A 25,762-nucleotide genomic window follows, 5' to 3' on the forward strand; every position below is an offset into this window, starting at 1 on the left:
TATTTAATTTAAGCACATTATTAAATTGATTATTAAAATATATCCTCATATTATCATCTTTGAAAAAAAGTTTCAAAATGAACATCGTTACATAAGTGAGTAAATATACTATTGCTATTATTTTTTTAAAAACTACCACCTCCTAAATATTTTTTTGTTTTAATATCAAAGAATTTATATATAGTAATGCCCGAACCACCATGAACAGGTATACTCACTCGAGTTGAGACTTCATTGACTCCTTTACCTACTGAATTTCCATGTAATTTATCATAATTATATTTTACATTTCCTAACATCTCCAGATATTTTGATAAGTCATCACCTGTCAAATAAATATGAGTTCCTATAAATGTTTTAACAGAAAAAAGCTTTGCAAGTTTTGAAAAATCTCCTTTAAAAATATCTACAACATAATCTTTTAGCCCGGCAAAATCTGTTGGTGCACTACCAATGACCGCCCCTGTCTGTTTTATATATTCAGCATATTTCCCTATTTCTTCTTGTTGTGATTTCACATATTCATTAAATTCAGCTTGTGTCATTTTTTTCACAGTAGTCTTAGAATTAGGACCATCACCGGGACCATATGAAGCATGTGCTACATGATTTAATCCTGCAACAACCCCTCCAATCACAGCTCCTTGCCAAAAATTACCTCCAGTGAGTTCTGCCCCAACACCTCCGGAAATCGAACCAAAAATTACAGTTCCTACAGCACTTTTAGCAACCATCCCAAAAGCAGAAGCACCTAAGCTCCCAAAAAAACCTGATGCTGCAGAGCTTAAGAATGATTCTCCTTGTACAGAGCTTAATATACCTTGCGCAATAGCATGAGTTCCTGCCTGTACCATGGCAAGTCCTACATTTCCAATAGATTCTTTAAGAACCTGTGATACAGTAGTTATACATCCTCCTGCACCGGTAAACAAACTTCCTATCCCAAAAGTTACAGCTCCTGAAACAGCACCTGTAAAGGTTGCTTTAAAGGCTCCCAATAAGTTCCACTGATCAAAATTACCTGTTACTGCGAGGCTTAATGTATAAGCAGCCAATCCTACAGCAGCACCAATAATAATAGCTTTAACAATAGCAGCCATAGAAATTGAAAATAATGTGACTAGCTCTTCTCCCGTTGGATCACTAAACATTAGCGGATTATTCATCACATACCCATATTTATTATAATTCTGAGTATTTGTAGGATCCTGAATATTTTCATCTGCATTTAAGAATCTTCTTAGTAATGGATCATATAATCTTCCATTCATATGAATAATTCCTACTTCTGCAAAATGTTCATGACTGGTATATCCTCTTTCTACTAATAGCGCAGTACTGTTAATACTACTTTTATCTGTAATAATTTGCCCACTGCCAATCTGAAGATGAGTAAAGTTACCCCAAGCATCAAAATGCCTTTGCTCCAGTTTATTTCCTGCTTCATCGCTAATGGCTAAGATACTGCCTAAATAATCCTTGTGCAAGAATTTATATGAACCTCCAGATTCTTCATAGTTCTTTAAATACACAATATTACTTTCATATGGAGATCCGCCTATATAAAGAACATGTTTCTCCTTACCAGAGGTATTATCCTTTATGATTTCAAAACTTCCATCTTCACTATAAAACTTTGTGAATTTCCCTTCTTTATCAGCATCAAAATTTCCACCATAGGTAACTTTCTGCCTCATGCTTGTCAATCCATACTGGAAAGCCACATCTCCTTTTTCACCATCAATGAAGACAGGGTCGTTATTCTCATTATAAGTAATGCTTTGAATAAGATCGTTATTATAGTTTTGAGTTCCTGCAGCATTCAGGGTCATACCTGTAGGCTGATAGATCTTAGATGAGTTTTCATATTTTATGGTTCCCACCTGATCATTTTGCATTATTCTTCCCTTAGCATCATAAACGTTTCTATTAGGAGGAATATTACCTGTAACAGGATCTGTCCAACTTACAAGCCTGTTATTATCATCATAATTAAATGATTCTAAAATATTAAAGTCTCCTGAAGTTCTTCTGCTTTTCAGCTCATTCTTCACTCCATCAAAACTGTAGCCCAGATCCAAAATCCCGGATTTAACCTGTGATGAATGATTAACACTCATTAGAAATCCGTTACCATCATAGGCATTAGTAATATTAGCAGCTCCAAGTTTGGAACTAAGAACCTGTCCTCTTGCATTAATATCTTTTATTTCCCATAATACTTTACCGGAATTCTTATCTTTTATCTGGGATAACGTTCCATTCCAGTCATTGTAAACATTTTCGATGTTTACTTTTGTAAATACACCTGATGAGTAAAGACTTTTTTCATAAGTAATAACTCTTCCTTTATCATCATAGGTAATTCCTTTCTGAATAAAATATTTACCATTACTGCTTTCTGAAGACGATAGTACTCTGCCTTGCTGATCAAAAGAAATATTTGAGCTATAAGGTTTTCCTTTTGAAGTTCCGTTTTTGGCAATTACTCTTCCCTTATTATCATAAGTATAGGTAATGATTTTATCAGTGGCCTTACCATTATCTACAGTTGAGATTTCTTTCTGGCTGATCAGCTGACCTAAATTATTGTAAACAAACTCCTTTGTTCCTTTAGGACTGATTGTTTTCTTTGGCTGCCCAAATCCGTTATATTCATATTTATATAACCCATTAGACGGATCATTGAACTCTGATTTTCGTCCCCAACTGTCATATTTAGTAGTAACAATATTCTCTGCATATTGCGCTTTCACCTGTTCACCTGAAGCATTATATGAAAAAGAGATGTTTCCGCCCTTATCCGAGGTAGAAATTACATTTCCTAATGCATCAGTTGTTTTGGTTGTAGTTCTTCCATAGCCATTTACTTCCACTACAGAGGTAATATTACCTGAAACAGAAGATTCCATTTTTTTCCCTGTAAAAGAGGTAATAAGCCCTTGAGTACTAATTTTCGCCAATCCTGTAGTGGTTACTTTAGCAGGGAAAACGGTATCATTATAAGTATTAACATTCCACTGGAGATCACCTGGTATTTCTTCAGAAGCCTGCTCAAAATAAGGTTCACTTTCGCGGATTTTTCGCCCTAATATATCATATACAGAATAAACTGTAACATATTTACCTTGTCCAAGGCTTTTGGTTGCTTTCTTATATTCCTGACCTATCTTATTAGTATATTTTTTTGAAATATTTCCATCAGCATCGTATTGAATCAAAGTTATATTAGAATCATTGTCTCTTAAGTACTGGTACGTTGTAGTACCTCCTAAATTTGTTTTTGATTTTAAGAGTTTACCCCAACCGTCATAAATATTTTCAAGGGTGTTCCCTAAAGGATCGGTCTGAAGTTTTATTTGCCCCCAATCATTATAATCAATATTGGTTTCAAGTCCCAGATTATCTGTCTTATGTACTACAAATCTTCCTTTCGGGTCATATTTAGCTATTTGTGTTTGTGTTAATGCATCTACACTATTACTGGTGACTGTTTTTGTTACATTCCCAAATCCATCATAATCATAAGTTTCTAATAAATAACCTGAATTGTCTCTATTCCATGTTTTCACAGTTTTAGTTAAGTTACCATCATAGGAATATTCAACTTTTGCAGACTTCACATCACCATACGCCTGTACTGTATTGGTCTGCGATTTTAATCGTCCAATAAAATAATCAGAACCAGAAGCTGAAGGATTATGATTATAATCAAAGGAGGATGTTTTTATTGCATAATTATTATTAACATTAGATATTGTTTGTGAAAGAAGATAATAAGCTCCGTAAATAATACTATCTGTTGTAAGGGTATTGGTTAAAAAGTCTTTTGTGATTGTAGATTTTGGCAGTAGAGCCGTTACAATCTTTGATTTATCTACTCCTGCAGTATTGGTAATTACCTGTCCATTTAAAAGCTGATCTTTCTGATAATTTATAGATTTATAATTTAAAAGTTCGCTATTATTTTCAGAAATATTTGCCGGAAATATCTTATTTTCATCATTGGTTTTGATAGACCATTCTTTAAGAGTTACTCCTTCATTTAAGGGATCTATTTCAGCTCCTGACCATATTTTTGTATTTTCAAAACCATCTGCATACCATGTAGAACGGGCAGCTTGCCTGTACCCCATAACTCCTTTACCATGAAGATTAACAATCAGGTCTCTGTATTTGAAATCCTGTTTTCTTCCTTCTTCTTTAAGTTGTGTAACAATAAAGCTTTGAGGCATATGCTCTACCTGAACATATGGATAAGTCTGAATCGTAGTTGGTTTATAAAACTTAGCTGTAGTCGCATCATTGGCATCTATTTCATTATATACAATTTCGGTTTTTATTCCTCCCTGATTAATTGCATAGATTCTCTCTCTGTTTTTTATATCATAGTACGTATAACGAAATAAATGATTTTCAACTTTTACAAAAAAGATATTCTCTTCTTTATTGATACGAAGTGAAACATTCATTGGAATCCAATGAGCACCAATCTGAGAAATCATACTCCATGGATCTTCATCATATTTTGTCTCAAATTTGATATTTCCATTAATATCAACTCCTGCTGATTCAAGAACCTTGAATCCTCTTCTTGAGTCCAAATCCTTACAACATTTATGAGCTTGAAAAAGTTGTGATTCGAAACGAATCAAATCACTTTTACCATCACCATTCAAGTCTTTAGCAAAATGTGAGATAGCTACTGTTCTATTGTAAGTTTTATCAACAAGTACAGCCTCTTTAGTATAATATGAAAAGTTATTAAGATCCTGCACTCTGAAAGTAGGTGCACTACTTCCTGCAGGAAGAGTTTGCCCCGGGTTCATATACAATTTCCAGTTGGAAGTTTCAGTACCTTGAGGAACCATAAAATCCATTTTACTGTCTCCGTTGAAGTCACCAAAAACCATCCCTGTCTTTTCTCCGTTGTAAAGTACAGAATTTGATTTCATTACGTATTTCCCAGCATCATTAACTACGAAAGAGTTGCTGCTAACCCAATCTTTCAGTACTTCAACAAGATTCTCTTTTCCATCTCCATCAAAGTCCATTGCTATTCCTTCTTTCAAAAGGTCTCTTAGACCAGATCCTACCCAGTAAGCATCGTTTTGTGATGTGTTTGGATTCACAATATAATAATCAAAGCTACTATATGATTCTACAGGTCTGTGGATAGGTACATTAGGATCACCCACTATCACTTCAGGATCATCAATCGGGCCATTGTATGGATAAATTGTAGTAATATTTTCTACTGAAAATAATACCTCTGAAAGCCCGTCTCCATTTGCGTCTATGTCTCTGAACTCCCTTACATAAGATCTGATCGTTATACGGTCAGATTGAGGATTATCGCTAGGGGAATCATATTTTTTATCATATAAAGAGGACGGTACTGTTTTGGATTGATTAAGAACATACTGTGTGTTTTCCAATACATACTTATCAAACTTTATCTGATTAGATTCTGCTTTATGAGTATACAAGGATTTTACAGGTCTCATTTTATCATTAACCAGTGTTGCATTGATTGCCAAAGCACCTGTTAAATTACTATCAGAAACCCTTACCTTCTTTGCTCCAAAGAAGTTGTTGTAGGTAATATAAGTTCCCGCTACCGTAGGCTGTATATAATCTCCTTCCCTCTCACAATGCCCATAATCATCATATTGCAAGCATTCATAATAACCGTCTGCCGAAGTTTGATAAGTTAAAAGATCTAAATATCCATCTCCATCAAAGTCTGCAATATTTTTACTATCTAAATTTAGGTTATTAGAGATTTCAGAACTTTTAATGGTAGAATTATCAGGTTTTCTATCAAATTTTATAGGATTTGCTGATTCACCGTTTGCATTAATTTCTGTAATACTATCAACAAACTGATAACTCGTATTATTATTGGTATACGCTATTTTATAGCTTTTAAAAACCGAAGAATTTGCTCTAACAATAATTTCAGTCAGAAGTTTATCCTGATTATAATAATACCCCTGATGATACGAAAGTTCTCTTACAGTCCTGTCCAGATTATAATTGAATTGAATTTCATTAAAATGAGATTTGTTCAATTTTTCATTCCCCCCCCATTTAACGGTTTTAATTTTGGTTACTTCTCCTGATTTTGAAGTCTGCGTAGGTACAGCTGCATTTTTTTCATATTCATAAGTAATATAATTACCCTGGGCATCCATCCATTTTACCAAGTTATACTCCATGGTCGTTCTCGCTGCACTTGCATTTCCGGGATCTGATACTGTATCACCATACCATGCCTGAGAGCCATCTTCAAATGTGACATGAAAAAGCATTGGACCCTGAATTCCATTTCTGGAACCTAAAGATTTGATTTTAAGATTCGAAAATTTTTCAGTGACATATTCCGCACCGTCTTTTCCATATTCACCAGATTTTAAGATCAATCTTTGCCCATTAAAGTTATAATAATCGGAATAATCCATCATTATTTCTTTAGCTTCCTTGTCCTTGTCGATGTTTCGTCCCATTCTGGAAATCGAAGTGATACCCGTTAAATTCCATCCGTATCCGGCAATCCCATTACCAGCACCACTTGTGTAAACCAGGTTGATCTGAGGAGCAACTGTTTTTATTCCTGGAGGTAAGGCAATAGGTAAAGTAAACTGTAATTGTCCACCTCCATTGACTTCCATTTTTCCTTTTGTATCGTGAAAACTCTGTCTATCTGGTGCTGTTGCTCCACTTGGATTACTTTCTCCCGCATTTGAATTAGCAGGACCCCCTCCCGGATTTTCGGTGCCAGGGCCAATTTTTGCCACAAAGGAATTTGAAACTCCTGCTTTAGCATGGAATCCCTGAGCCATTACCACTGTTTGTGGATCCTGAACCGTCCGGGATACCGTTTCTGTCTGGTACAGTATGGTCTGTGAGAAGCCCAATACTGAACATACAGACAGTATCATTGATGAAAAAAATTTCATTTTAGTGTTTATAATGATGTTTAATAAATTAGAAATAATATCCTGAGCACAGAATCATAATCCCATACTCTTATCTTTATACAATTTCCTGTAAGGTTATCTTTTGGTAACGTTTCTACCAAAGACTCTTCCATCTTTTAAAGTGAAACGCAGAATATAAACTCCCCAGTCGTATCCGGTCATATTGATTTTAACCTGACGGTTTAGTTCCGGAATATTCTGTTGCTGAAATTTCCAATGTACGGTACTATGCTGGTAGAGAGATACAGATTCTATAAGTCCATCTAATTCTTCAGTCCAATCAATAGTTAAATAATCATTTACCGGAACCGGATAGAGTCTTATTTGTTTCCAGAATGTTTTTTCATCCATAGCAGATATTTGCTGGACTACAGCTGATGTTCTTGCTTGTTCCTGTAATTTATTTTCTTTCAGAGTAGTTTCTTCAACTTTTTTTCCTGCTGCATTGGTACCTCTGTATCGTTGGTTTCCTGCTTCATCATATTTAAAGTAAACTTCAGTTTGTGAAAAACCTAAAAAACTTATTAACAGAGAAAATAGCGAAAGTAATTTTCTTTTCATTATTTTATTTTTTCATGTTTAAAAGCATTTGAACCTGTTTTTTCAATTCTTTAATCTCTTCTGATTGTGATTTTAAAATTTTATTTTCTTGCTGAAGTGCTTTTAGTTGTTTGTTTTGTTCGATCGAGTAAAGGGTAAGTTCTTCTATTTTCTGTAAAAGTTTTATTTGAAATTCACCAACATTTACACCTTCTTTTTCCATTACTTTAGCAGAAGCTATTTCAGGAAGGTGCTTTTTCTCTTTGATGTGCTTTTCAACTTCTTCTAATTTTGGGAGATCATAATTTTCGGCAAAGACAAAATCAGCAGTAGGAGTTAAAGTCACTTTTACTTCTTTTGCTTCAAATTTCCCCTGTAATAATGCATTTCCTGTAATGGAAATCTTCATTATTTGATTCATAACAACCGGTGAATTTAATGCTACTTGCTGCTTTGGAGTAGCAAGAAAGCTAAATCCGGTTTCATCTAAAGTAATTGCACTTTTTTCTAAATTTAGTAATCCTGTACTAGATAACCATCCTGTACTTACATCATTTGCTTTTACACCGAAACTCATATAAGTTGAATTCGAACTTCGCAAAGCTCCCCAATTGTTCATGGAACCATCAGCATATCGTATTGAGAAAGCATTCGTTCCTAATACAGAATCTCCTGCTCCGGCTATGATATTTCCAGTAACATCAAGTTTAGCTAAAGGAGAATCTGTTCCAATTCCGACGTATCCGTTACTGTCATTAATAACGAGCTTTCGACCTGTATAGTCTCCTTTAGAAACCACCCATTGGCTACCATGTACATCTCCAAAAAACCATCCATTTTCTCCGTTAAGAGCCTGTGTTTGAATACCTCTTACAAAACCACCGTCATTTATACTTCTTTTTAAGTATAATGTAGGTGAATAACCTTGTATAGTTACCTCAGAAAATGTTTGAGCCTGCTGTGAAAAGGCAAATGATGAAGCCAATAAGGCCATCGACAATAATTTTGTTTTCATATTTTTTAAGTTTAATTTTTTTAAATTGAGCCGATAGACTATATCTTTTTTAGATTTTTATTATTGATTTTAGATTGATGATAAAAGAGCCTTTTAAATTCACGATAGTAACCTCCGAAATTCTAAAACATATTTTTATGTTTCATACATTTCATGAAATTGTTTTTTTTAAAATATTTTTATTGTCAATATCCTTTTTAGACAGTACGGTTCTAAGGTGAGGAAAAAAGGTCCTATTGGAATTAATTTTTCTATTCATAATTTGAGTTTTTTCAAAGACAAATTTAACATTTATTAACACATATTAAAACTGTATTAATAATCTTTAACATGAGTTTTATCACTTACTAATGCAAAGATATTGGTACTAAACGACAGAACTTGTCGCAACAAATTCTAATGGATGTAAGAAAATAGAAACGGTAGTTTGATTATAATAAATAAAAAAAGACCTTCAAAAAGGCCTTTTATATTTAGAAACAATTATTTTTATTATTTTTTAAGCTCATCAATTTCTTCCTGTATTGATTTGATTCTATCCCTTAATTCCTGACTTACTTTTCCCGGAATTTTTTTGACTTTTCTTAAGTCTAAAGCCAGCATAATGGAAGCTATTCCCATGAAGATGAAAGAAACACCTGTAAGGGTAACCAGTGAAATTCCTGTGAATACCGGATTGAATATCAGCAACAGGGAAAATATTATGCCTCCCACACTCGCCAAAGCTACATTTCCCCAACTCATTATTCTCATGCTTTTCAGGTCAAATGCAAAGCCCAGTAATTGAAAGGAACGAAACAGCAAAGTAAATCCGATTACAAACGGAAGTACCGTCATGGAAATCTGAGGGTTTGCAATTAGGTAAACTCCTATTGCTGTTGTTAATAATCCACTTACAAGAAACCAGCCCCAGCCCTGTAACGATTTACTGTTTTGTAAGGAAAAGAATATTTCTGTTATTCCTGAAAATAAAAAGGAAACACTGAAAAAAATTGAGAGTGTAACATATGTTGCCAAAGGCACACTGAATACATAAAAACCACAGATAAGGAAAAGAATTCCGAAGATTAATGGAATGTACCAATGTTTTACGGTATTGGTAAAGGTTTGAAATAAATTGGCCATAGGTGTCTTTTTTGATAATGCCTACTTTTTTGTAACGGTTTTCGGCTTCTCCGCAGGTATTGCAACCAGATTATATTTTTTTTCACCTGAATTTGAAATATAACCTCTTACCAATATACAAAAAATATACGAAAATTGGAAGTGCTCATCCAATGATTTTTATCTCTTCCTTTTTTTAGAAAGCCCATCAAAAGATCCTCAGAAACAAAAAAAGTGAAAATCATTTGATTTTCACCTTTCCAAAATATGTATAGATCTTTTTTATATTTTTATTTTGGTTTGTACAATTTATACATCACGAACAAAAAGCCAATCCATATCGGAATAAGAATTACCTGAATTTCCATTCCTGTAATACTCATAAGCCCTAAAATCAGAACCAGAAATGCAATACAGATATAGTTGGATATAGGATAAAATATAGATGGAAACTTGGATTGAACTCCCTCTGCATTTATTGATTTTTTAAACTTTAAATGGGTGTAGCATATCATCAGCCAGTTGATAATCAACGTAGATACCACTAAAGCCATTAGGTATTCAAAAGCTTTTTCCGGCACCAGTTTATTGATGATAATGCAGATCCCTGCAAAGCATGATGAAATAATGATTGCGTTGGTAGGAACTGAGTTTTTATTCAGTTTTTTCAGGAATTTGGGAGCATTACCCTGCTGAGCCAATCCGAAAAGCATTCTGCTGTTACTGTAAACACTACTGTTGTAAACAGACAAAGCGGCGGTCAAAACAATAAGGTTAAGAACATTCGCAATTAATGTATTGAACTGAATTACTTTACCAAAAAGACTGAATTCAAGCCCGTTCAGATTCTGGAATACCATTACAAAAGGGCTTGATCCTTCTGTAATATCTCTCCAAGGACTCAATGCAAATAAAATCACCAAAGCACCTACATAAAAAATAAGGATTCTGTAGATCACCTGATTGGTTGCCTGTGGAATAGTTTTTTCCGGGTTCTTTGCTTCTGCCGCTGTAATTCCGATAAGTTCAAGCCCTCCGAACGAGAACATAATCATCGCCATTGCTGCAAATAATCCCGAATATCCGTTTTCTGTTTTATTAAATAATCCTTTGGGAAAGAACCCCCCGTCATTCCAAAGGTTAGTGATGGTTGCTTTTTCTCCTCCTGTTCCACTTATTAAAAGATAGACTCCGAAAATAATCATCGCAATAATAGCTACTACTTTGATGATGGAAAACCAGAATTCTGTTTCTCCGTATACTTTTACAGAAGCCAGGTTAAGCGCATTAATTACCACAAAGAAGAATAAGCTGGAGACCCAGAGTGGTATTTCCGGCCACCAAAAATGAATGTAATGTCCGATAGCAGTAAGTTCCGCCATACTTACCAGAATATAGAGAATCCAGTAGTTCCATCCGGAAGCAAATCCCGGGAAATTTCCCCAATATTTATAGGCAAAGTAGCTAAAACTTCCCGAAACAGGTTCCTGAACTACCATTTCACCCAGCTGACGCATAATAAAAAAGGCTATAATTCCTGCTAAAGCATACCCTAAGATTACAGAGGGTCCTGCCAGTACTGCTGCTGGCCCAATTCCCAGAAACAGCCCTGTTCCTATGGCTCCTCCAAGGGCAATTAATTGTATGTGTCGATTTGTTAATCCTCTAACTAAAGTCTCGTTTTGTCCTGTTTTATTTTCGTTGCTCATTGAATGAATTATTCGGTCGCTAAATATATAAAAACTTTTCAGAGAAATTCACATTGCATGGGGTAAATTGAGAATTCAGACTCATCTGCATCTTTTCTTTTTACTTCATTATAAATAAAGTTTAAATACTATTACAAAAACATTCTTAATAAGTGTAGTTAAGATTGTATTTTATCCTATCAATACTAAATAATTCACCCCCTTCTATATCAAAAGAATGACCTCTTTCAAAAATAGAAAGAGGTCATTCTTTTATAAATTATCTAAGAAATTAAGGTCTATAAAAATTCTTTCGGAATTGAAATATCATTTTTTTTCATGTATTCCAAAAGGTTTTGGTATTTATCTTCATATCCATCAGTTCCGCACTTATGCGAAATACTACAGATATCAGATGGCTTGATGTCTAAAATATCGGATATTTTAGTCAGTATTTCCAGGTTGATCTTCACCTTGGAATTCTCAATATCGGAATATGCCTTTTGGGAAATCCCCATTTCAAAAGCCATGTATTCCTGCGTAAGATCTCTGCTCCTACGTATTTTCCTGATATTTTGTCCACATACTTTCATCGTTTTCGTTTTAGTAGTTTTCGGTATATTTTAGAAGATTATCTATTAGCCTCTAACAAAGTTAATAAATACCTTTGGCAAAACATTACACACGTTACATGATATTTATTTTCAATAGAGAAAAGGCTTAAAAATACGTCTTTTTTCAGAGAAAATATCACTTCGGTAAACACTATTGGAATTTATGGAGACGCAAAAATTTAATTATGACAATAATATTGTCAGAGCATTCCTCTATGCGACTATCGCATTCGGACTTGTAGGATTTCTGCTGGGGCTTACAGCTGCATTGATGCTTTTTTATCCTGAACTGCCTGAATTTTTATTCGGTACAGATGATACAACTATTAAAAGCTTAGCTTCGGGTAATATTCAGGGACTGATCAATACTCAAGGCGCCATGGGCTTCGGAAGAATCAGAATGCTTCATACCAGTGCAGTAATTTTTGCTTTTGTATGTAACTCCTTTTTCTGCGGTGCTTATTACAGTATGCAGAGGCTTCTTAAAACCAGAATGTACAGTGATACCCTTTCATGGATTCATTTCTGGTCTTGGCAGCTGATGATCATTAGTGTGGTTATTACATTCCTTATGGGAATCAATACTTCTAAAGAATACGCCGAACATGAATGGCCAATCGATATCTTAATTGCATTCTCATGGATCATTTTCGGAATCAATATGTTCGGAACTATTGCTAAGAGAAGAGTGAGACACCTTTATGTAGCCATCTGGTTCTATCTGGCAACCTGGATTGCTGTAGCTATGCTTCACATCTTCAATAATCTTGAAGTTCCGTTATCTTTCACAAGCTGGAAATCCTATTCTGTATATGCAGGGGTAAAAGATGCATTAGTACAATGGTGGTATGGACACAATGCGGTAGCATTCGTATTAACAACTCCTGTATTGGGTCTTATGTATTACTTTATGCCAAAAGCAGCTCAGCGACCGGTATTCTCATACAAACTATCCATTATTCACTTCTGGTCGCTGATCTTTGTATACCTTTGGGCCGGCCCTCACCATCTGCAATATACAGCTTTACCGGCATGGGCGCAGGCAGTAGGAACAGGATTCTCTATCATGCTTATTGCCCCATCATGGGGAGGAATGCTGAATGGTCTTCTTACCTTAAGAGGTGCATGGGATAAAGTAAGAGAAAATCCTATTCTTAAGTTTTTCGTAGTCGCTGTTACATGTTATGGTATGGCTACATTCGAAGGACCTTTATTAGCAACAAAATCATTAAATAAAATTGGTCATTATACCGACTGGGTAATCGGGCACGTACATATTGGTGCGCTCGGATGGAATGGTTTCATGGCATTCGGAATTGTTTATTACCTGGTTCCGATTATGTGGAGAACATCCCTTTGGTCTAAAAAACTGGCCAACTGGCACTTCTGGCTGGGAACATTAGGAATTATTTTCTATGCAGTACCCATGTATATTTCAGGATTCACACAGGGTTTAATGTGGAAACAATTCAATCCTGACGGAACATTATTGTGGAAAAACTGGCTGGATACTGTAACAGCTGTCATTCCTTACTATAAAATGAGATTCTTAGGAGGACTGTTCTATCTTTCAGGAGCTATCCTAATGGTTGTAAATGTTATTAAAACTATTAAAGCTGGTTCATTCCAGAAAGAAGTTCCGGCAGAGGCTCCTGCGTTAGCCAATATCGGTAGTTCAAGAAAAGAAGGCGAAGGCATACACCTTTGGTTGGAAAGAACACCTACTCTTCTTTCTGTATTAGCTTTCATCACTATAGCAATCGGTGGATTGGTGGAAATTGTTCCTACGTTGTCACTGAAGCAAAGTGTTCCAACAATTACTGCAGTAAAACCATATACGCCATTGGAGCTGGAAGGTAGAGATCTTTATATCCGTGAAGGATGTAACTCATGTCACTCACAAATGATCAGACCTTTCCGTGATGAAGTGGTAAGATTTGAAGGGAAAAACGGACAGTACTCCAAAGCAGGAGAGTTTATCTATGACAGACCTTTCTTATGGGGTTCTAAAAGAACAGGGCCGGATCTTCACAGAGAAGGAGGAAGAAACCCGGATTCATGGCACTTCAAACACATGTATAACCCAAGAATTACTTCTGCAGGTTCTATTATGCCACGTTTCCCATGGTTAATCAGCAATAAACTGGACAGAACACAAATGGTGGATAAAATGAAACTGATGAAAAATGCCTTCGATGTTCCTTATACAAAAGCTCAGATAGATTCTGCCAACCAGTGGGCAGACAACCAGTCCAAAGCAATTGTACAGAGAATTTATTCTGAAGCAACAGATGTAAAAGATCAGATGGGCAAAGAAAAAACAGCAAAAGGATCTGCCTATGTCCCTCTTGAACAAAGAGAAATTGTAGCGATGATCGCTTACCTGCAAAGATTAGGTACAGACATTAAAACAACACAGGTACAGACTGCAAGCGTAGAGTAACATTTAAAATTAAACTGCAATGAAAACGAGAACCCCCATTTCAATATATATCGCAACTACGATAGGTTTAACGATCATGGCCTTTGAAATGTTCGCCGGAGATTCAGGATATTTTTCTTCTCCTTTTTTCTGGGCGCTGATATTAATAGCCACTATCCTATTGCTGATCATGAACTCTATTGGAGATCTAGTGGAAAATGAAAGTTTCAACAGATTATCCGAAGAAGAGAAAAAAAAATATCTGGAAGAAAAAAAAGTTCCATACTACCAGAAATTATGGAACTCTGCCTTCAAAAAACAAACTGCTACAGAAGAAAAAGATATTCTTATCGACCATGGCTTTGATGGAATTACAGAGCTTGACAACTCTCTTCCGAAATGGTGGATCGGTCTGTTCTGGTTCGGATGTATTTTCTGTGCAGTCTATCTGTTTGCCTTTTCTTTTACAGATTATGCCCATCCGGATGCAGAATACACCAAAGAAACAAAAACCATGTTAGCATCCATTGCGGAGTATGAGAAAACGGCCCCACAGATCAATCTGGAGTCTGCAAAATACAGCGCTGATAACATTGCCGAAGGACAGGAACTTTTCAAAACGAATTGTGTTACCTGCCACGGAGATGGAGGAAAAGGAGGTATAGGTCCCAATCTTACTGATACTCACTGGATTAATATTAAAGAAAAAAGCTTATTTAAAAATGTATTCTGGATGCTTGAAAACGGCTCTCCAAACAATCCTACCATGAGACCTTTCATTAAGGAAGGAACCATTACCGGAAGAGATGCAGAGAAAATCGCCGCTTATATTTATCACATCAATCAGGAAACCGCTCCTATTACAACGGCACAAGGTGGTGCTGCTCCTCAGGGAGAAGAAGTGAAATGGGAAAACGGAAACAACTAAATTATTATCTATCATATTAAACCATGCCACGCCCCCTCACAACTACTAACATTTGAATTTCATTTTTGCTAACTAACCTTTTCAACATTAAAAAATGATAAAAGGGGGCGTTTTTTAACATACCAATCCCTGCCTTGACTCGTCTTACTCAACTATTCACTTGACAACTACAAACTAAAAATTCCATAATAAGACAGCCAAGGCAGGATTTTTGCATTCTCAAAGAGTACCACAACAAAGACCAAATAAAATAGTATTATTATCTTTGTTAGAAACCTCTTCGCATTTGAAACTGAAAATCAACACCACAAAACTCTTAAGGCGTATTGCAATAACCTTTATTTCAATATTGGTTCTCATTACTTTATTGATCCTGAGCTTAAGACTTCCTGCCGTTCAAAACTTCATTAAAGACAAGCTCGTTGTCTATCTGGAAAAAAAAATAAAAACTCCCGTAAGTCTTGAAAGAGTTTATATAGGATTTCCCAACAGCCTTGTCATGGAAAACCTCTATCTCAAAGGACAGGATGTAGACACTCTTCTGGCTGTTAAAAAGCTGGATGTGGGACTTCATATGATGAAGCTTCTTAATTCTACCGCAGATATTACTTCTGTTAATATGGAAGGAGCGCGCGCCAATGTTGTAAGGAAACCGGATGGCAAATTCAATTTTGATTATATTATAGATGCTTTTGCTTCCAGTGATAAGGAAGAAAGCCCTTCCAAGCCATTTATTATCTCTCTTGATAAAATTAATTTAAAAGATGTTGGAGTAACGTTCAACGACCAGCAGTCTAAGAATGATATTCAACTCTACTTTAAATCTTTCGATACCAGAGTAAAAACTTTTGATCTCAGCAAAAACAATTATGCCGTTAATGATATCAATCTTGACGGATTAAAATTGAAGCTAAAGCAGGGTCTTGTAGAAGAAGTGGCCAGCAAAGTAGTGAAAAAAGTAGATTCTCTCAATGATAAGAAGCCTATGAATATCGGATTGAGAGGCATCAAGCTTACTCATTTTGCTATTGATTATGGGGATGAAAATACGAAAACATTCGCAAAGGTTATCTTCAAAGAGCTGAGTACAAAGGTTAATAAACTTGATCTTGAAAATAACGCTTACAATGTTTCCAATGTATTTCTTTCAGGGGCAGATATCAATGCTAATCTTTATCTTCCTGCTCAGAATGCCAATCCGAAAAATACAAAAGAACCTGAAGTTTCCAAAGCTTCCGATCAGGATAAAGCCATGAAACTTCTTTTAGGAAAGCTTATTCTAAATGATGTAAAGATCAATTATAACAACACCGCTATTGCTCCAACCCAACAAGGAATGGACTTCAACCATCTTCATTTTTCAAAAATGAATGTGGAGGTACGAAGTTTCAAAATGGAGAATAATACCTTTGCAGGAACTGTAAATTCGGCAGAAATCAAAGAACGAAGAGGCCTGGATATCCAGAAATTCAATACCGATTTTGTTTATGCAGAAAAAGAAGCATACCTGAAAGATCTTTATCTTCAGACACCAAAAACCATATTGCGTGATGAGGTTATTTTAAATTATAACTCCATTAATGATCTTAGCAAAAACTTAGGTGCTGTAAAGATTTCAGCCAATATCAAAGATTCAAAAATAGGATTTTCAGACATTCTGAATCTGGTTCCGACTTTAAAAAATACAGTTCCATTTAATAAATATCCGAACGCTGTTCTCAACGTAAACGCTAATGTTAAAGGAATTGTGAATGATCTCTTCATTCAGGATCTGAAAGTTTCCGGGTTAGATCAGCTGAGGATAATGGCTTCCGGAAAAATTAAAAATGCGATGAACCCGGACCAGTTATATTATGATCTGAGAATCGGAGAATTTTCTTCCGGCGCCAAAACAATATTCAATCTTGTCCCTAAAAATACAATTCCTTCCAATATTTCCCTTCCTTCCCATTTCAGCATCAAAGGAAATGCAAAAGGAACGACTAAAGTGGTCAGTACAGACCTTAACCTCTACTCTACTCTGGGGAATGCTGCTGTTATCGCACAGGTAGACATGCGAAGAAAGAATCATGAATTGTACAATGTAAAGGCCAATCTGCAGGGAATTCAGGTTGGAAAACTTATCCAGAATAAAGATATCGGTCCTGTCACAGCACAGATTGCAGCCAAAGGAGAAAGTTTTGATTTTAAAAATGCCAATGCAGACTTAAAAGGTCATGTTGCTTCTGCTGTCTACAAAGGATACCGTTATCAAAATATGAACCTTACCGGAAAGATCAATAAAGGAGCCTATCATGTTATTCTGGACTCAAAAGACCCGAATGCCAGTTTACAGCTGACCGCTTCAGGAGTGTATGATGAAAAAAATCCTACGGTAAAAGTAAATGGAGAAGTTATTAAACTGGATGTCAACAAGCTTGGTTTCTATGAAAAACCGATGATTATTGCCGGAAAAATTGATGGAGATTTCACCAGCTTAGACCCCAATAATCTGAATGGATTTTTAAACCTTAAAGATTTTGCATTTTCAGATACCAAAGAAGTCTATCCGGTACAGGAGGTCAATCTGAAAGCTTCATCCACAAATGATTCTACACAGATTATTTTCAACTCTCAGATCGCAGATATAGAACTGAAAGGTAAATACAAACTTACCCAGATTTTCGGTGCTTTAGCGAAAACCGTTAATCAGTATTATCAGTTCCAGAAGCCGGATAAAAAACAGAAAATAGATCCGGGACAGCATTTTACCTTTACGGCTAAAATTAAAAATGATGACCTGATCAGAAAATTTGTTCCGGATCTGAAAGATTTTGAAACCATTAATCTTGTTGGAAATTATGATGCTGATTCTCAGAAAATTGAAATTGACGGACAGATTCCACGATTATTATACGGTGAAAATACGATTGAAAAAGGAGCTTTGAAAGTTACTAATGAAAATCAGGCATTGCAGTACAGCCTGAATGTTGCAGCCCTGAAAAGCTCAAGTTTCTCATTAAACAAAATCAACATTGACGGAGATGTTGCAGACAATACCATCAGATACAACGTTACTACAAAAGACGAAAAAGATGCTACCCGATTCCTGATTGCAGGACATGCAAAATCGTTGAATGATATTACCGAAATATCTCTTAACCCGAACGGATTAAAGCTTAATTATACAGATTGGAATGTTGCGGAGAACAACAAAATCCAGATCAGTAATAAAGGGATTCTGGCAGATAACTTCATCCTATCCAATGGAAACAGCCAGATTGCAGTTCAGTCTGAAAGCAATAGCCCAAGTAGTCCTTTGAACATTTCGTTGAAAGATTTTAAGATTGAAACCATTACAGAACTGATCAAAAAAGATACAGTTCTGGCAAGAGGAACTATCAACGGGACAGCTCAGCTGCGCGATGTGACAAAAAAAATGAACTTCAATTCTGATCTGAATATTTCAGACTTAATTGTGTATGGAAGTCCTGTAGGAAATCTTGCTGTAAAAGTGAACAATGCTTCACCGAATATTTTAAATGCAGACATTGCCCTTTCCGGAAATAACAATGATGTAAAAATCCTTGGGGATTATAATACTTCTTCCAGTACTTTCGACCTGAATATGGCCATTAACCAGTTGCAGATGAAGAGTATTCAAGGGTTTTCTATGAATGCCATTACCAATACGGAAGGCTATCTTTCCGGAAATTTAAAAATCACAGGAACTGCTGACCAACCGAATATTTTAGGAAAAGTAAAATTCAATGATGCAGGGCTGGAAATTGCCAAAACAGGAAGTGATTTCAGACATCTGAGTGATGAAATAGATTTTACCAGCCGTGGAATTGAGTTTGATAAATTCAAGGTCAAAGATAAAGACGGAAATGCTCTTGTTGTGGACGGGCAGGTTCTTACCCAAACGTACAGAGATTTCGCCTTTAATCTGAATGTAAATGCCAAAGACTTTAAAGTCGTTAATTCAGAAAAGACCAATGATGCCATGATGTATGGTATTCTGGCTATTGATGCCGGACTACATATCCGCGGAAATCTTGATCTCCCTAAAGTAGACGGAAAACTGAATGTAGCAGACAACACAGACTTTACTTTTGTGCTACCTCAATCTTCCCCATCTTTACAGGAGAGAGATGGTATTGTAGAATTTGTGGATCAGGATCAGGTGGTTTTAAATAAAACAATTAAAGCAGATTCTCTGAACTCCAAAAGCCGTATCAAAGGGATGGACATGAGTGTCAACATTGAAGTCAGCAAAGAAGCTAAACTCTCTATTATTATTGATAAAGTAAACGGTGATTTTGTAAAACTTCAGGGAGAAGCAGAATTAACCGGTGGAATTGACCCTTCCGGAAAAATGACGTTAGTAGGAGTTTATCAGGTGGAAAAAGGAAGCTACGATCTTTCTGTTAGTTTGCTTAAACGTAAGTTTGATATTCAGAAAGGCAGTACAATTACCTGGACAGGCGAACCTACTATGGCCCAAATGGATATTACGGCCATCTACAAAACAGAAGCTCCGCCAATTGATCTTTTAGAGCAACAACTCAGTGGAAAAGCAGCTTCACTGATGAATCAGTATAAACAAAAAATTCCTTTCAATACTTTATTAAAAATGAAAGGTGAGCTTTTGAAACCACAACTATCTTTTGACATTACTACTGATGAAAAAAATAATTCTGTTGCATCAACAGTCACTGAGGATGTGAATGCAAAACTCGCACAGCTCAGAACCCAGGAATCTGAAATGAACAAACAGGTATTTGCTTTACTTCTTCTGAACCGTTTCATCGGCGAAAATCCATTTGAAAGCGGAGCCGGAATGTCTGCGGAAACCATGGCAAGACAGAGTGTGAGTAAGATCCTTTCTCAACAGTTGAATAATCTTGCTTCCGGACTTATCAAAGGGGTAGACCTTAATTTTGGTCTTGATTCTACGGAAGATTATTCCAGCGGAGAGAAAAACACCAGAACTGATCTGAATGTAGATATCAGTAAAAAATTACTGAACGACCGACTGAAAGTAACGGTAGGAAGTAATTTCGGACTGGAAGGCCAGGCACGTCAGAATGAAAATATGACCAATATTGCGGGTAATGTTTCCGTAGATTACAGTCTTTCCAAAGATGGAAGGTATATGCTGCGTGCTTATCGTAAGGACGAATATCAGGTGGCTCTTCAGGGGCAGATCATAGAGACCGGAGTAGGATTTATTATCACGTTGGATTATGACAAATTCCGGGAGATTTTCCAGAAATCCAAAGATAAGAAGCAAAAAAAGAATCAAAATAATCGAGTGGTAGAATTTAAATAATGAATAATAAGTTCCATATATATTGTAAGTACCTGTTGGTTTCCGGAATGGCATCCACAGTAATTTCGTGCAGCAATACAAGGTTTTTGAAAGAAGGACAGATGCTGTATACAGGAGCCAAGGTAAAGATTGAAAACGATACGATTTCAAAAAAAGAAAAAAAAGATCTTCAGGCTGCATTGGAAGCTAATCTCACCCCAAAACCCAATTCAACATTTTTGGGAATGCGTCCAAAACTGTATTTTTATAATATCGCCAAGGAACCCAAAAAAGATAAAGGTTTTAATTACTGGCTAAAATATAAAATGGGTGAAAAGCCTGTATTATTAGGAGATGTAGACCGTGAGTTCAACAAAAATATCATTGAAAATTATTCTGAAAACAAGGGGTATTTCAATGCCAAAGCTTCTTATGATACAGTATCGAAGAATAAAAAGGCTCAGGTTATTTATACCTTAAGACCAGGTTCACGATATCTTATTGATGGTGTAAAGTTCCAGAAGGATTCTACCTTGGTGAACCAGGAAATTCAAGGTTTAACGAAAAGAACGTTTCTTAAAAACGGAAAACCATTTGATCTGGATGTCATCAAAGCAGAAAGAGAAAGAATTGATAATGGTTTAAAAGAAAGAGGTTTTTATTATTTCCATCCTGATAATATTATCGTTCAGGCAGACAGTACAGTAAGCAAGAATCATAAAGTAGAACTTAACGTAAAGCTGAAAGACAATACTCCTGATTTAGCAACCCAGCAATTCAGCATTAATAATGTTATTGTATTTCCCAATTACAATATTCAGGATGTAAAAGCGGGAAAATACAGCATTCCGATGAATAAAGATTCTCTTTCCAAATACGCTTTTGATGATATTTACGTCATTGATCCTCAGCATAAATTTAAACCGAAGATTTTTGACAGAGCTTTGTATTTCAAAAAAGGTGATCTTTACAATCGTTCCAATCATAATCTGACGCTGAACAGATTGATCAGTCTAGGTGTCTTCAAATTTGTAAAAAATGAATTCGTTGTTTCAGATTCATTAAGCCATAAGTTTGATGCTTATTATTTATTAACTCCAAGACAAATCCAGTCACTTCGTCTGGAAGCGTTGGGAAGAACAAACTCTGCGAACTATGCAGGTAGTGAGCTTAATCTGAACTGGACCCACCGAAATTTCTTCAGGGGTGCAGAACAATTCAAGGCAGCAATCTTCGGAGCTTTTGATTTTCAGATGGGAGGTTCTCAGGATGCCAATAATATTTTCCGTGCAGGAGCGAATGCACAGCTTTCCATTCCAAGAATTGTAGCGCCATTCCGTTTTCATTCTTCAAGTGAGTTTGTTCCGAGAACCAACATTACATTAGGATATGAATTCCAGAACAGAACACAATATTATACTTTAAATAACTTCACCGGATCATTCGGATATTTATGGAAAGAAAATGCCAGAAAAGAACATGATCTGAAAGTGATTGATATTACTTTGGTATCCCCTGCAAATGTTACGGAAGAATATAAAACTAAATCTGCCGGAAATCCTGCCATGCAGAGAATTGTACAAAAACAGCTTATTTTTGGACCAACCTATTCTTACACCTACACCAACACGATGCTTCCAAAGACCAATACCGTTTATTATAAAGGAACGCTTGATCTTGCAGGAAATATTACAGGGTTGGTAACAGGAGCCGATGTAAAAAAAGATAAGGAAAAGAAAATATTTGGAATTCCTTTCAGCCAGTATGTAAAGATTGAAAACGATTTCAGATTCTATCATAAGTTCACTGAAAAATCTTCACTGGCAACGAGATTTATCGGAGGAATTGCCTATCCATACGGAAATTCAGAGTATATTCCTTTCTCCAAGCAGTTTTTCTCAGGAGGTAGTAACAGTATCAGAGCATTCCGTGCGAGAACATTAGGACCGGGAAGTTTTGATCCAAGAACGCTGGAACCGGGTACTTATTTTGACCAATCCGGAGATATCAAACTGGAATTAAATGCGGAGTACCGTGCTAATCTTTATAAATTTTTAAATGCTGCCGTTTTTGTAGATGCCGGAAATATCTGGCTGCTTCACGATGATGATACGAGACCCGGCGCTAAATTTTCAAAAGATTTTTTAAATGAAATTGCGGTGGGCGCAGGAGTAGGTCTGAGACTGGATTTTTCTATCCTGATTCTAAGACTTGACCTTGCGATGCCACTGAGAGTTCCTTACTATCAGAAAGGAGACAGATGGGCCTTCGATAAAATTAATTTCGGAGACTCAAACTGGAGAAAAGATAATCTTGTTCTAAATATTGCCATCGGATATCCTTTTTAATATGATCAAAACAGCTAAATTCTTCTGGGAAGTTCTGAGAGATACGTTTACTGAATGGAATAACTCTTCTGCATCAAAAGATTCAGCAAGCCTTGCTTATTATGCCATCTTTTCTATTCCCGGATTATTGATCATTATCATCTGGGTTCTTGGAAATTTCTTTGGGGAAGAAGCCATCCGGGGACAGATCAGTACACAGATCAGCGGAATTATGGGACCGGATGTGGCTAAAAGTATTGAAGGGATGCTCGCCGGTGCTTTGATTGACAAAAAGAATGTTTTTATGAAAGCTGTGGGAGTAGGATCATTGGTTTTTGGTTCTACAACACTCTTCTTTCAGCTACAACATTCGTTAAATACACTTTGGGAAGTAGAAGCTGCCCCCAAAAAAGCGTGGGTTAAGTTCTTATTAGACAGAGCCAATTCTTTAGGGATGATTCTTATTCTGGGATTTCTTCTGATGATCACCATGGTTTTGTCTTCTCTGATTAGTCTTTTTAATACGATTATCACCCAATATTTTGGCTTTGAAACCTATATGCTGGTAGAAACCGTAAATTTTGCCGTAGGTTTTGGCCTTGTCATGCTCTTATTTGCTTTAATGTTTAAAGTTCTGCCTGATGTTCTGGTCAGCTGGAAACCGGTATGGAAAGGAGCGTTCCTGACTACTGTTTTATTTACCCTTGGAAAATTTTTATTAAGTCTTTATTTCAATCAGGTAAAACCTACTTCAGCCTTTGGTGCTGCCGGAACAGTTATTCTGATTATGATGTGGATCAATTATTCCTGTATGCTAATATTCTTCGGCGCAGAATTTACTAAAGTATATACTTACAAAAAGGGATATAAAGTAGTTCTTTCCAAACATGCACGTTGGACTCCTGCTAAGTTGTATGCGGATAGTTTGAAACAGATGCACGGTGAAAGTAATGATAAAAAGTAGATTCGGGTTGCGGGCTTCTAGATTTTTGAGATATTCCTGATACGTGATTATTGATATAAAAAAACCTCCTGGAAAAATTCAGGAGGCTTTCTATTTTTACATTCTGTTTACGGTTCCGATTCCCAGCAATTCTAACGATTTTTTGATCGTCTTTGCTGTGATATCTGAAATATTCAAACGGAATTGTTTTACATTTTCATCTTCCAGTTTCAGAATAATATTACTTTGATAGAACGAATTATAAGATTTAGCCAGATCATAAACATAATTGGCAATCAGGGCCGGGCTCAATGCTTCTGCTGCTCTTTCAACAATTGTTTTGTAACTGGTTAAAAGCATAATCAGTTCTTTTTCATACTGGTTTAAAGTTACATCCGATATTTCTTTATACTGGTAATCTGCTTTTGCCAGCAAAGACTGCGTACGAGCGTAAGTATATTGAATAAACGGTCCTGTATTTCCATTAAATTCAATACTTTCTGCCGGATTGAACAACATCTTTTTCTTAGGATCCACTTTCAGCATGAAATATTTGAGTGCTCCCATTCCAATGATTTCATAAGAAGCTATTTTTGCTTCTTCTGAAAGACCTTCAAGTTTTCCTTGTTCTACAGCTTTTAATTTTGCCGTTTCATGCATTTCTGCCATCAGGTCGTCTGCATCTACAACGGTTCCTTCACGGGATTTCATTTTGCCTTCAGGAAGTTCAACCATACCATAAGAAAGGTGGAATAACTGATCTGCCCACTCATACCCCAGTCTTTTAAGAATCTTAAATAAAACCTGGAAGTGATAATCCTGTTCGTTTCCTACAGTATAGATCAGTTTCTGAATATCATTTTGCTTAAAACGCTCAACTGCCGTTCCAAGATCCTGAGTCATATAGACTGAAGTACCGTCTGAACGAAGTAACAGCTTCTGATCAAGACCTTCATCGGTAAGGTCACACCAAACAGAACCGTCTTCTTTCTGATACAGAACGCCTTTATCCAACCCAGCCTGAATAAGATCTTTTCCTAAAATATAGGTATTGCTTTCATACTGAACCTGGTCAAAGTCAACGCCTAATCTCTTATAGGTTTCATTGAATCCTTCGTAAACCCATGAATTCATTTCTGCCCAAAGCGCTCTTACTGTTTCATCACCATTTTCCCAATCCAACAGCATTTTCTGAGCTTGTTTTATCAACGGAGCATCTTTTTTAGCCTGCTCTTCTCCTACCCCCTGGCCTGCTAAATCTGCAATTTCTTTTTTGTAGTTTTTGTCAAATTCTACGTAATAGTTTCCTACAAATTTGTCTCCTTTGGTATTGGTAGTTTCAGGAGTTTCTCCATGTCCGAATTTCTCCCAGGCCAGCATAGATTTACAGATATGAATACCTCTATCGTTGATGATCTGAGTTTTGATTACGTCATATCCTGCTTCTTTTAAAATCTGAGCTACTGAGAATCCTAATAAATTATTTCTGATATGCCCTAAGTGCAGTGGTTTATTGGTATTCGGTGAAGAATACTCTACCATTACCGTAGCATTTTTCTTTTCTATGGTAGAAAAATTCTTGGTTACGGATCTGAAGTTGTCTACAAATAACTGGTTTTTTACCTTTACATTAAGGAATCCTTTTACTACATTAAAGCTTTCGAAAAGCTCTGTCTGCTCTGTCAAAGCTTCACCTAATTCAACTCCGATACTCTCAGGATTTTTTTTCAATTGTTTAACCAACGGAAAAGTGACAATAGTAAAATCTCCCTCAAATTCAGTTTTATTTTCCTGAACTTCCAGTTTGATGTCTTTTAACTGATATACATTTAAAATAACCTCTGAAAGTTTTTCTTCTATGATATCTTTAATATTCATGTGTTCATACTTATTTTTTCAAAGGCC

At 36.0% G+C, this 25,762-nt stretch carries 12 protein-coding genes; 5 read left to right on the forward strand and 7 right to left on the reverse strand.

What is annotated here, in order from left to right:
- Positions 1 to 125: 125 nt before the first annotated feature.
- The 6 genes from ACODR7_RS05535 to ACODR7_RS05560 all read right to left on the reverse strand — a co-directional run bounded on the left by ACODR7_RS05535 (position 126) and on the right by ACODR7_RS05560 (position 11,923).
- Positions 126 to 6,944 carry an RHS repeat-associated core domain-containing protein gene (locus ACODR7_RS05535; RefSeq protein WP_488837902.1) on the reverse strand — a complete coding sequence of 2,273 codons (6,819 nt, stop codon included), beginning with the start codon at positions 6,942 to 6,944 and terminating at the stop codon, positions 126 to 128.
- A 114-nt stretch (positions 6,945 to 7,058) separates the two neighbouring features.
- On the reverse strand, positions 7,059 to 7,544 hold the full coding sequence (locus ACODR7_RS05540) for a T9SS type A sorting domain-containing protein (protein WP_488837903.1): 486 nt from the start codon (positions 7,542 to 7,544) through the stop codon (positions 7,059 to 7,061).
- Between the two features lie 4 nt (positions 7,545 to 7,548).
- Positions 7,549 to 8,538 (reverse strand): hypothetical protein, encoded by a 990-nt coding sequence (locus ACODR7_RS05545; RefSeq protein ID WP_488837904.1) that lies wholly within the window; start codon positions 8,536 to 8,538, stop codon positions 7,549 to 7,551.
- 492 nt (positions 8,539 to 9,030) lie between these two features.
- Positions 9,031 to 9,663: an HdeD family acid-resistance protein gene (locus tag ACODR7_RS05550; RefSeq protein WP_488837905.1), complete on the reverse strand. Its 633-nt coding sequence runs from the start codon at positions 9,661 to 9,663 to the stop codon at positions 9,031 to 9,033.
- A 269-nt stretch (positions 9,664 to 9,932) separates the two neighbouring features.
- Positions 9,933 to 11,351 (reverse strand): amino acid permease, encoded by a 1,419-nt coding sequence (locus ACODR7_RS05555; RefSeq protein WP_488837906.1) that lies wholly within the window; start codon positions 11,349 to 11,351, stop codon positions 9,933 to 9,935.
- A 278-nt stretch (positions 11,352 to 11,629) separates the two neighbouring features.
- Positions 11,630 to 11,923 carry a helix-turn-helix domain-containing protein gene (locus ACODR7_RS05560; protein WP_047435138.1) on the reverse strand — a complete coding sequence of 98 codons (294 nt, stop codon included), beginning with the start codon at positions 11,921 to 11,923 and terminating at the stop codon, positions 11,630 to 11,632.
- A 184-nt stretch (positions 11,924 to 12,107) separates the two neighbouring features.
- Here ACODR7_RS05560 and ccoN point away from each other — a divergent pair, with 184 nt between their 5' ends.
- The 5 genes from ccoN to ACODR7_RS05585 all read left to right on the forward strand — a co-directional run bounded on the left by ccoN (position 12,108) and on the right by ACODR7_RS05585 (position 23,878).
- A complete protein-coding gene (gene ccoN, locus ACODR7_RS05565; protein ID WP_488837907.1) occupies positions 12,108 to 14,387 on the forward strand; it encodes a cytochrome-c oxidase, cbb3-type subunit I in 2,280 nt (759 codons plus the stop codon).
- 19 nt (positions 14,388 to 14,406) lie between these two features.
- Positions 14,407 to 15,294, forward strand: a complete 888-nt coding sequence (locus tag ACODR7_RS05570; protein WP_076597750.1) for a cbb3-type cytochrome c oxidase N-terminal domain-containing protein — start codon at positions 14,407 to 14,409, stop codon at positions 15,292 to 15,294.
- 286 nt (positions 15,295 to 15,580) lie between these two features.
- A complete protein-coding gene (locus ACODR7_RS05575; protein WP_488837908.1) occupies positions 15,581 to 20,608 on the forward strand; it encodes a translocation/assembly module TamB domain-containing protein in 5,028 nt (1,675 codons plus the stop codon).
- Positions 20,608 to 22,935 carry a translocation and assembly module lipoprotein TamL gene (tamL, locus tag ACODR7_RS05580; protein WP_488837909.1) on the forward strand — a complete coding sequence of 776 codons (2,328 nt, stop codon included), beginning with the start codon at positions 20,608 to 20,610 and terminating at the stop codon, positions 22,933 to 22,935. The genes ACODR7_RS05575 and tamL overlap by 1 nt, the downstream gene beginning before the upstream one ends.
- Position 22,936: 1 nt before the next feature.
- Positions 22,937 to 23,878: a YihY/virulence factor BrkB family protein gene (locus tag ACODR7_RS05585; protein ID WP_488837910.1), complete on the forward strand. Its 942-nt coding sequence runs from the start codon at positions 22,937 to 22,939 to the stop codon at positions 23,876 to 23,878.
- 96 nt (positions 23,879 to 23,974) lie between these two features.
- Here the strand turns inward: ACODR7_RS05585 and argS are convergent, their stop codons facing one another.
- Entirely contained in the window at positions 23,975 to 25,735 is a 1,761-nt protein-coding gene (gene argS, locus ACODR7_RS05590) for an arginine--tRNA ligase (protein WP_488837911.1), read from the reverse strand.
- Positions 25,736 to 25,762 lie beyond the last annotated feature (27 nt).

Source organism: Chryseobacterium sp. FG46 (genome assembly GCF_057809135.1).

Excerpts from the sequence above, each read along its gene's own strand:
- ACODR7_RS05550 (WP_488837905.1), bottom strand. The coding sequence starts at position 9,663 with ATGGCCAATTTATTTCAAACCTTTACCAATACCGTAAAACATTGGTAC.
- argS (WP_488837911.1), bottom strand. The coding sequence starts at position 25,735 with ATGAATATTAAAGATATCATAGAAGAAAAACTTTCAGAGGTTATTTTA.
- ACODR7_RS05535 (WP_488837902.1), bottom strand. The coding sequence starts at position 6,944 with ATGATACTGTCTGTATGTTCAGTATTGGGCTTCTCACAGACCATACTG.
- ACODR7_RS05560 (WP_047435138.1), bottom strand. The coding sequence starts at position 11,923 with ATGAAAGTATGTGGACAAAATATCAGGAAAATACGTAGGAGCAGAGAT.
- tamL (WP_488837909.1), top strand. The coding sequence starts at position 20,608 with ATGAATAATAAGTTCCATATATATTGTAAGTACCTGTTGGTTTCCGGA.
- ACODR7_RS05545 (WP_488837904.1), bottom strand. The coding sequence starts at position 8,538 with ATGAAAACAAAATTATTGTCGATGGCCTTATTGGCTTCATCATTTGCC.
- ACODR7_RS05555 (WP_488837906.1), bottom strand. The coding sequence starts at position 11,351 with ATGAGCAACGAAAATAAAACAGGACAAAACGAGACTTTAGTTAGAGGA.
- ccoN (WP_488837907.1), top strand. The coding sequence starts at position 12,108 with ATGGAGACGCAAAAATTTAATTATGACAATAATATTGTCAGAGCATTC.
- ACODR7_RS05540 (WP_488837903.1), bottom strand. The coding sequence starts at position 7,544 with ATGAAAAGAAAATTACTTTCGCTATTTTCTCTGTTAATAAGTTTTTTA.
- ACODR7_RS05585 (WP_488837910.1), top strand. The coding sequence starts at position 22,937 with ATGATCAAAACAGCTAAATTCTTCTGGGAAGTTCTGAGAGATACGTTT.
- ACODR7_RS05570 (WP_076597750.1), top strand. The coding sequence starts at position 14,407 with ATGAAAACGAGAACCCCCATTTCAATATATATCGCAACTACGATAGGT.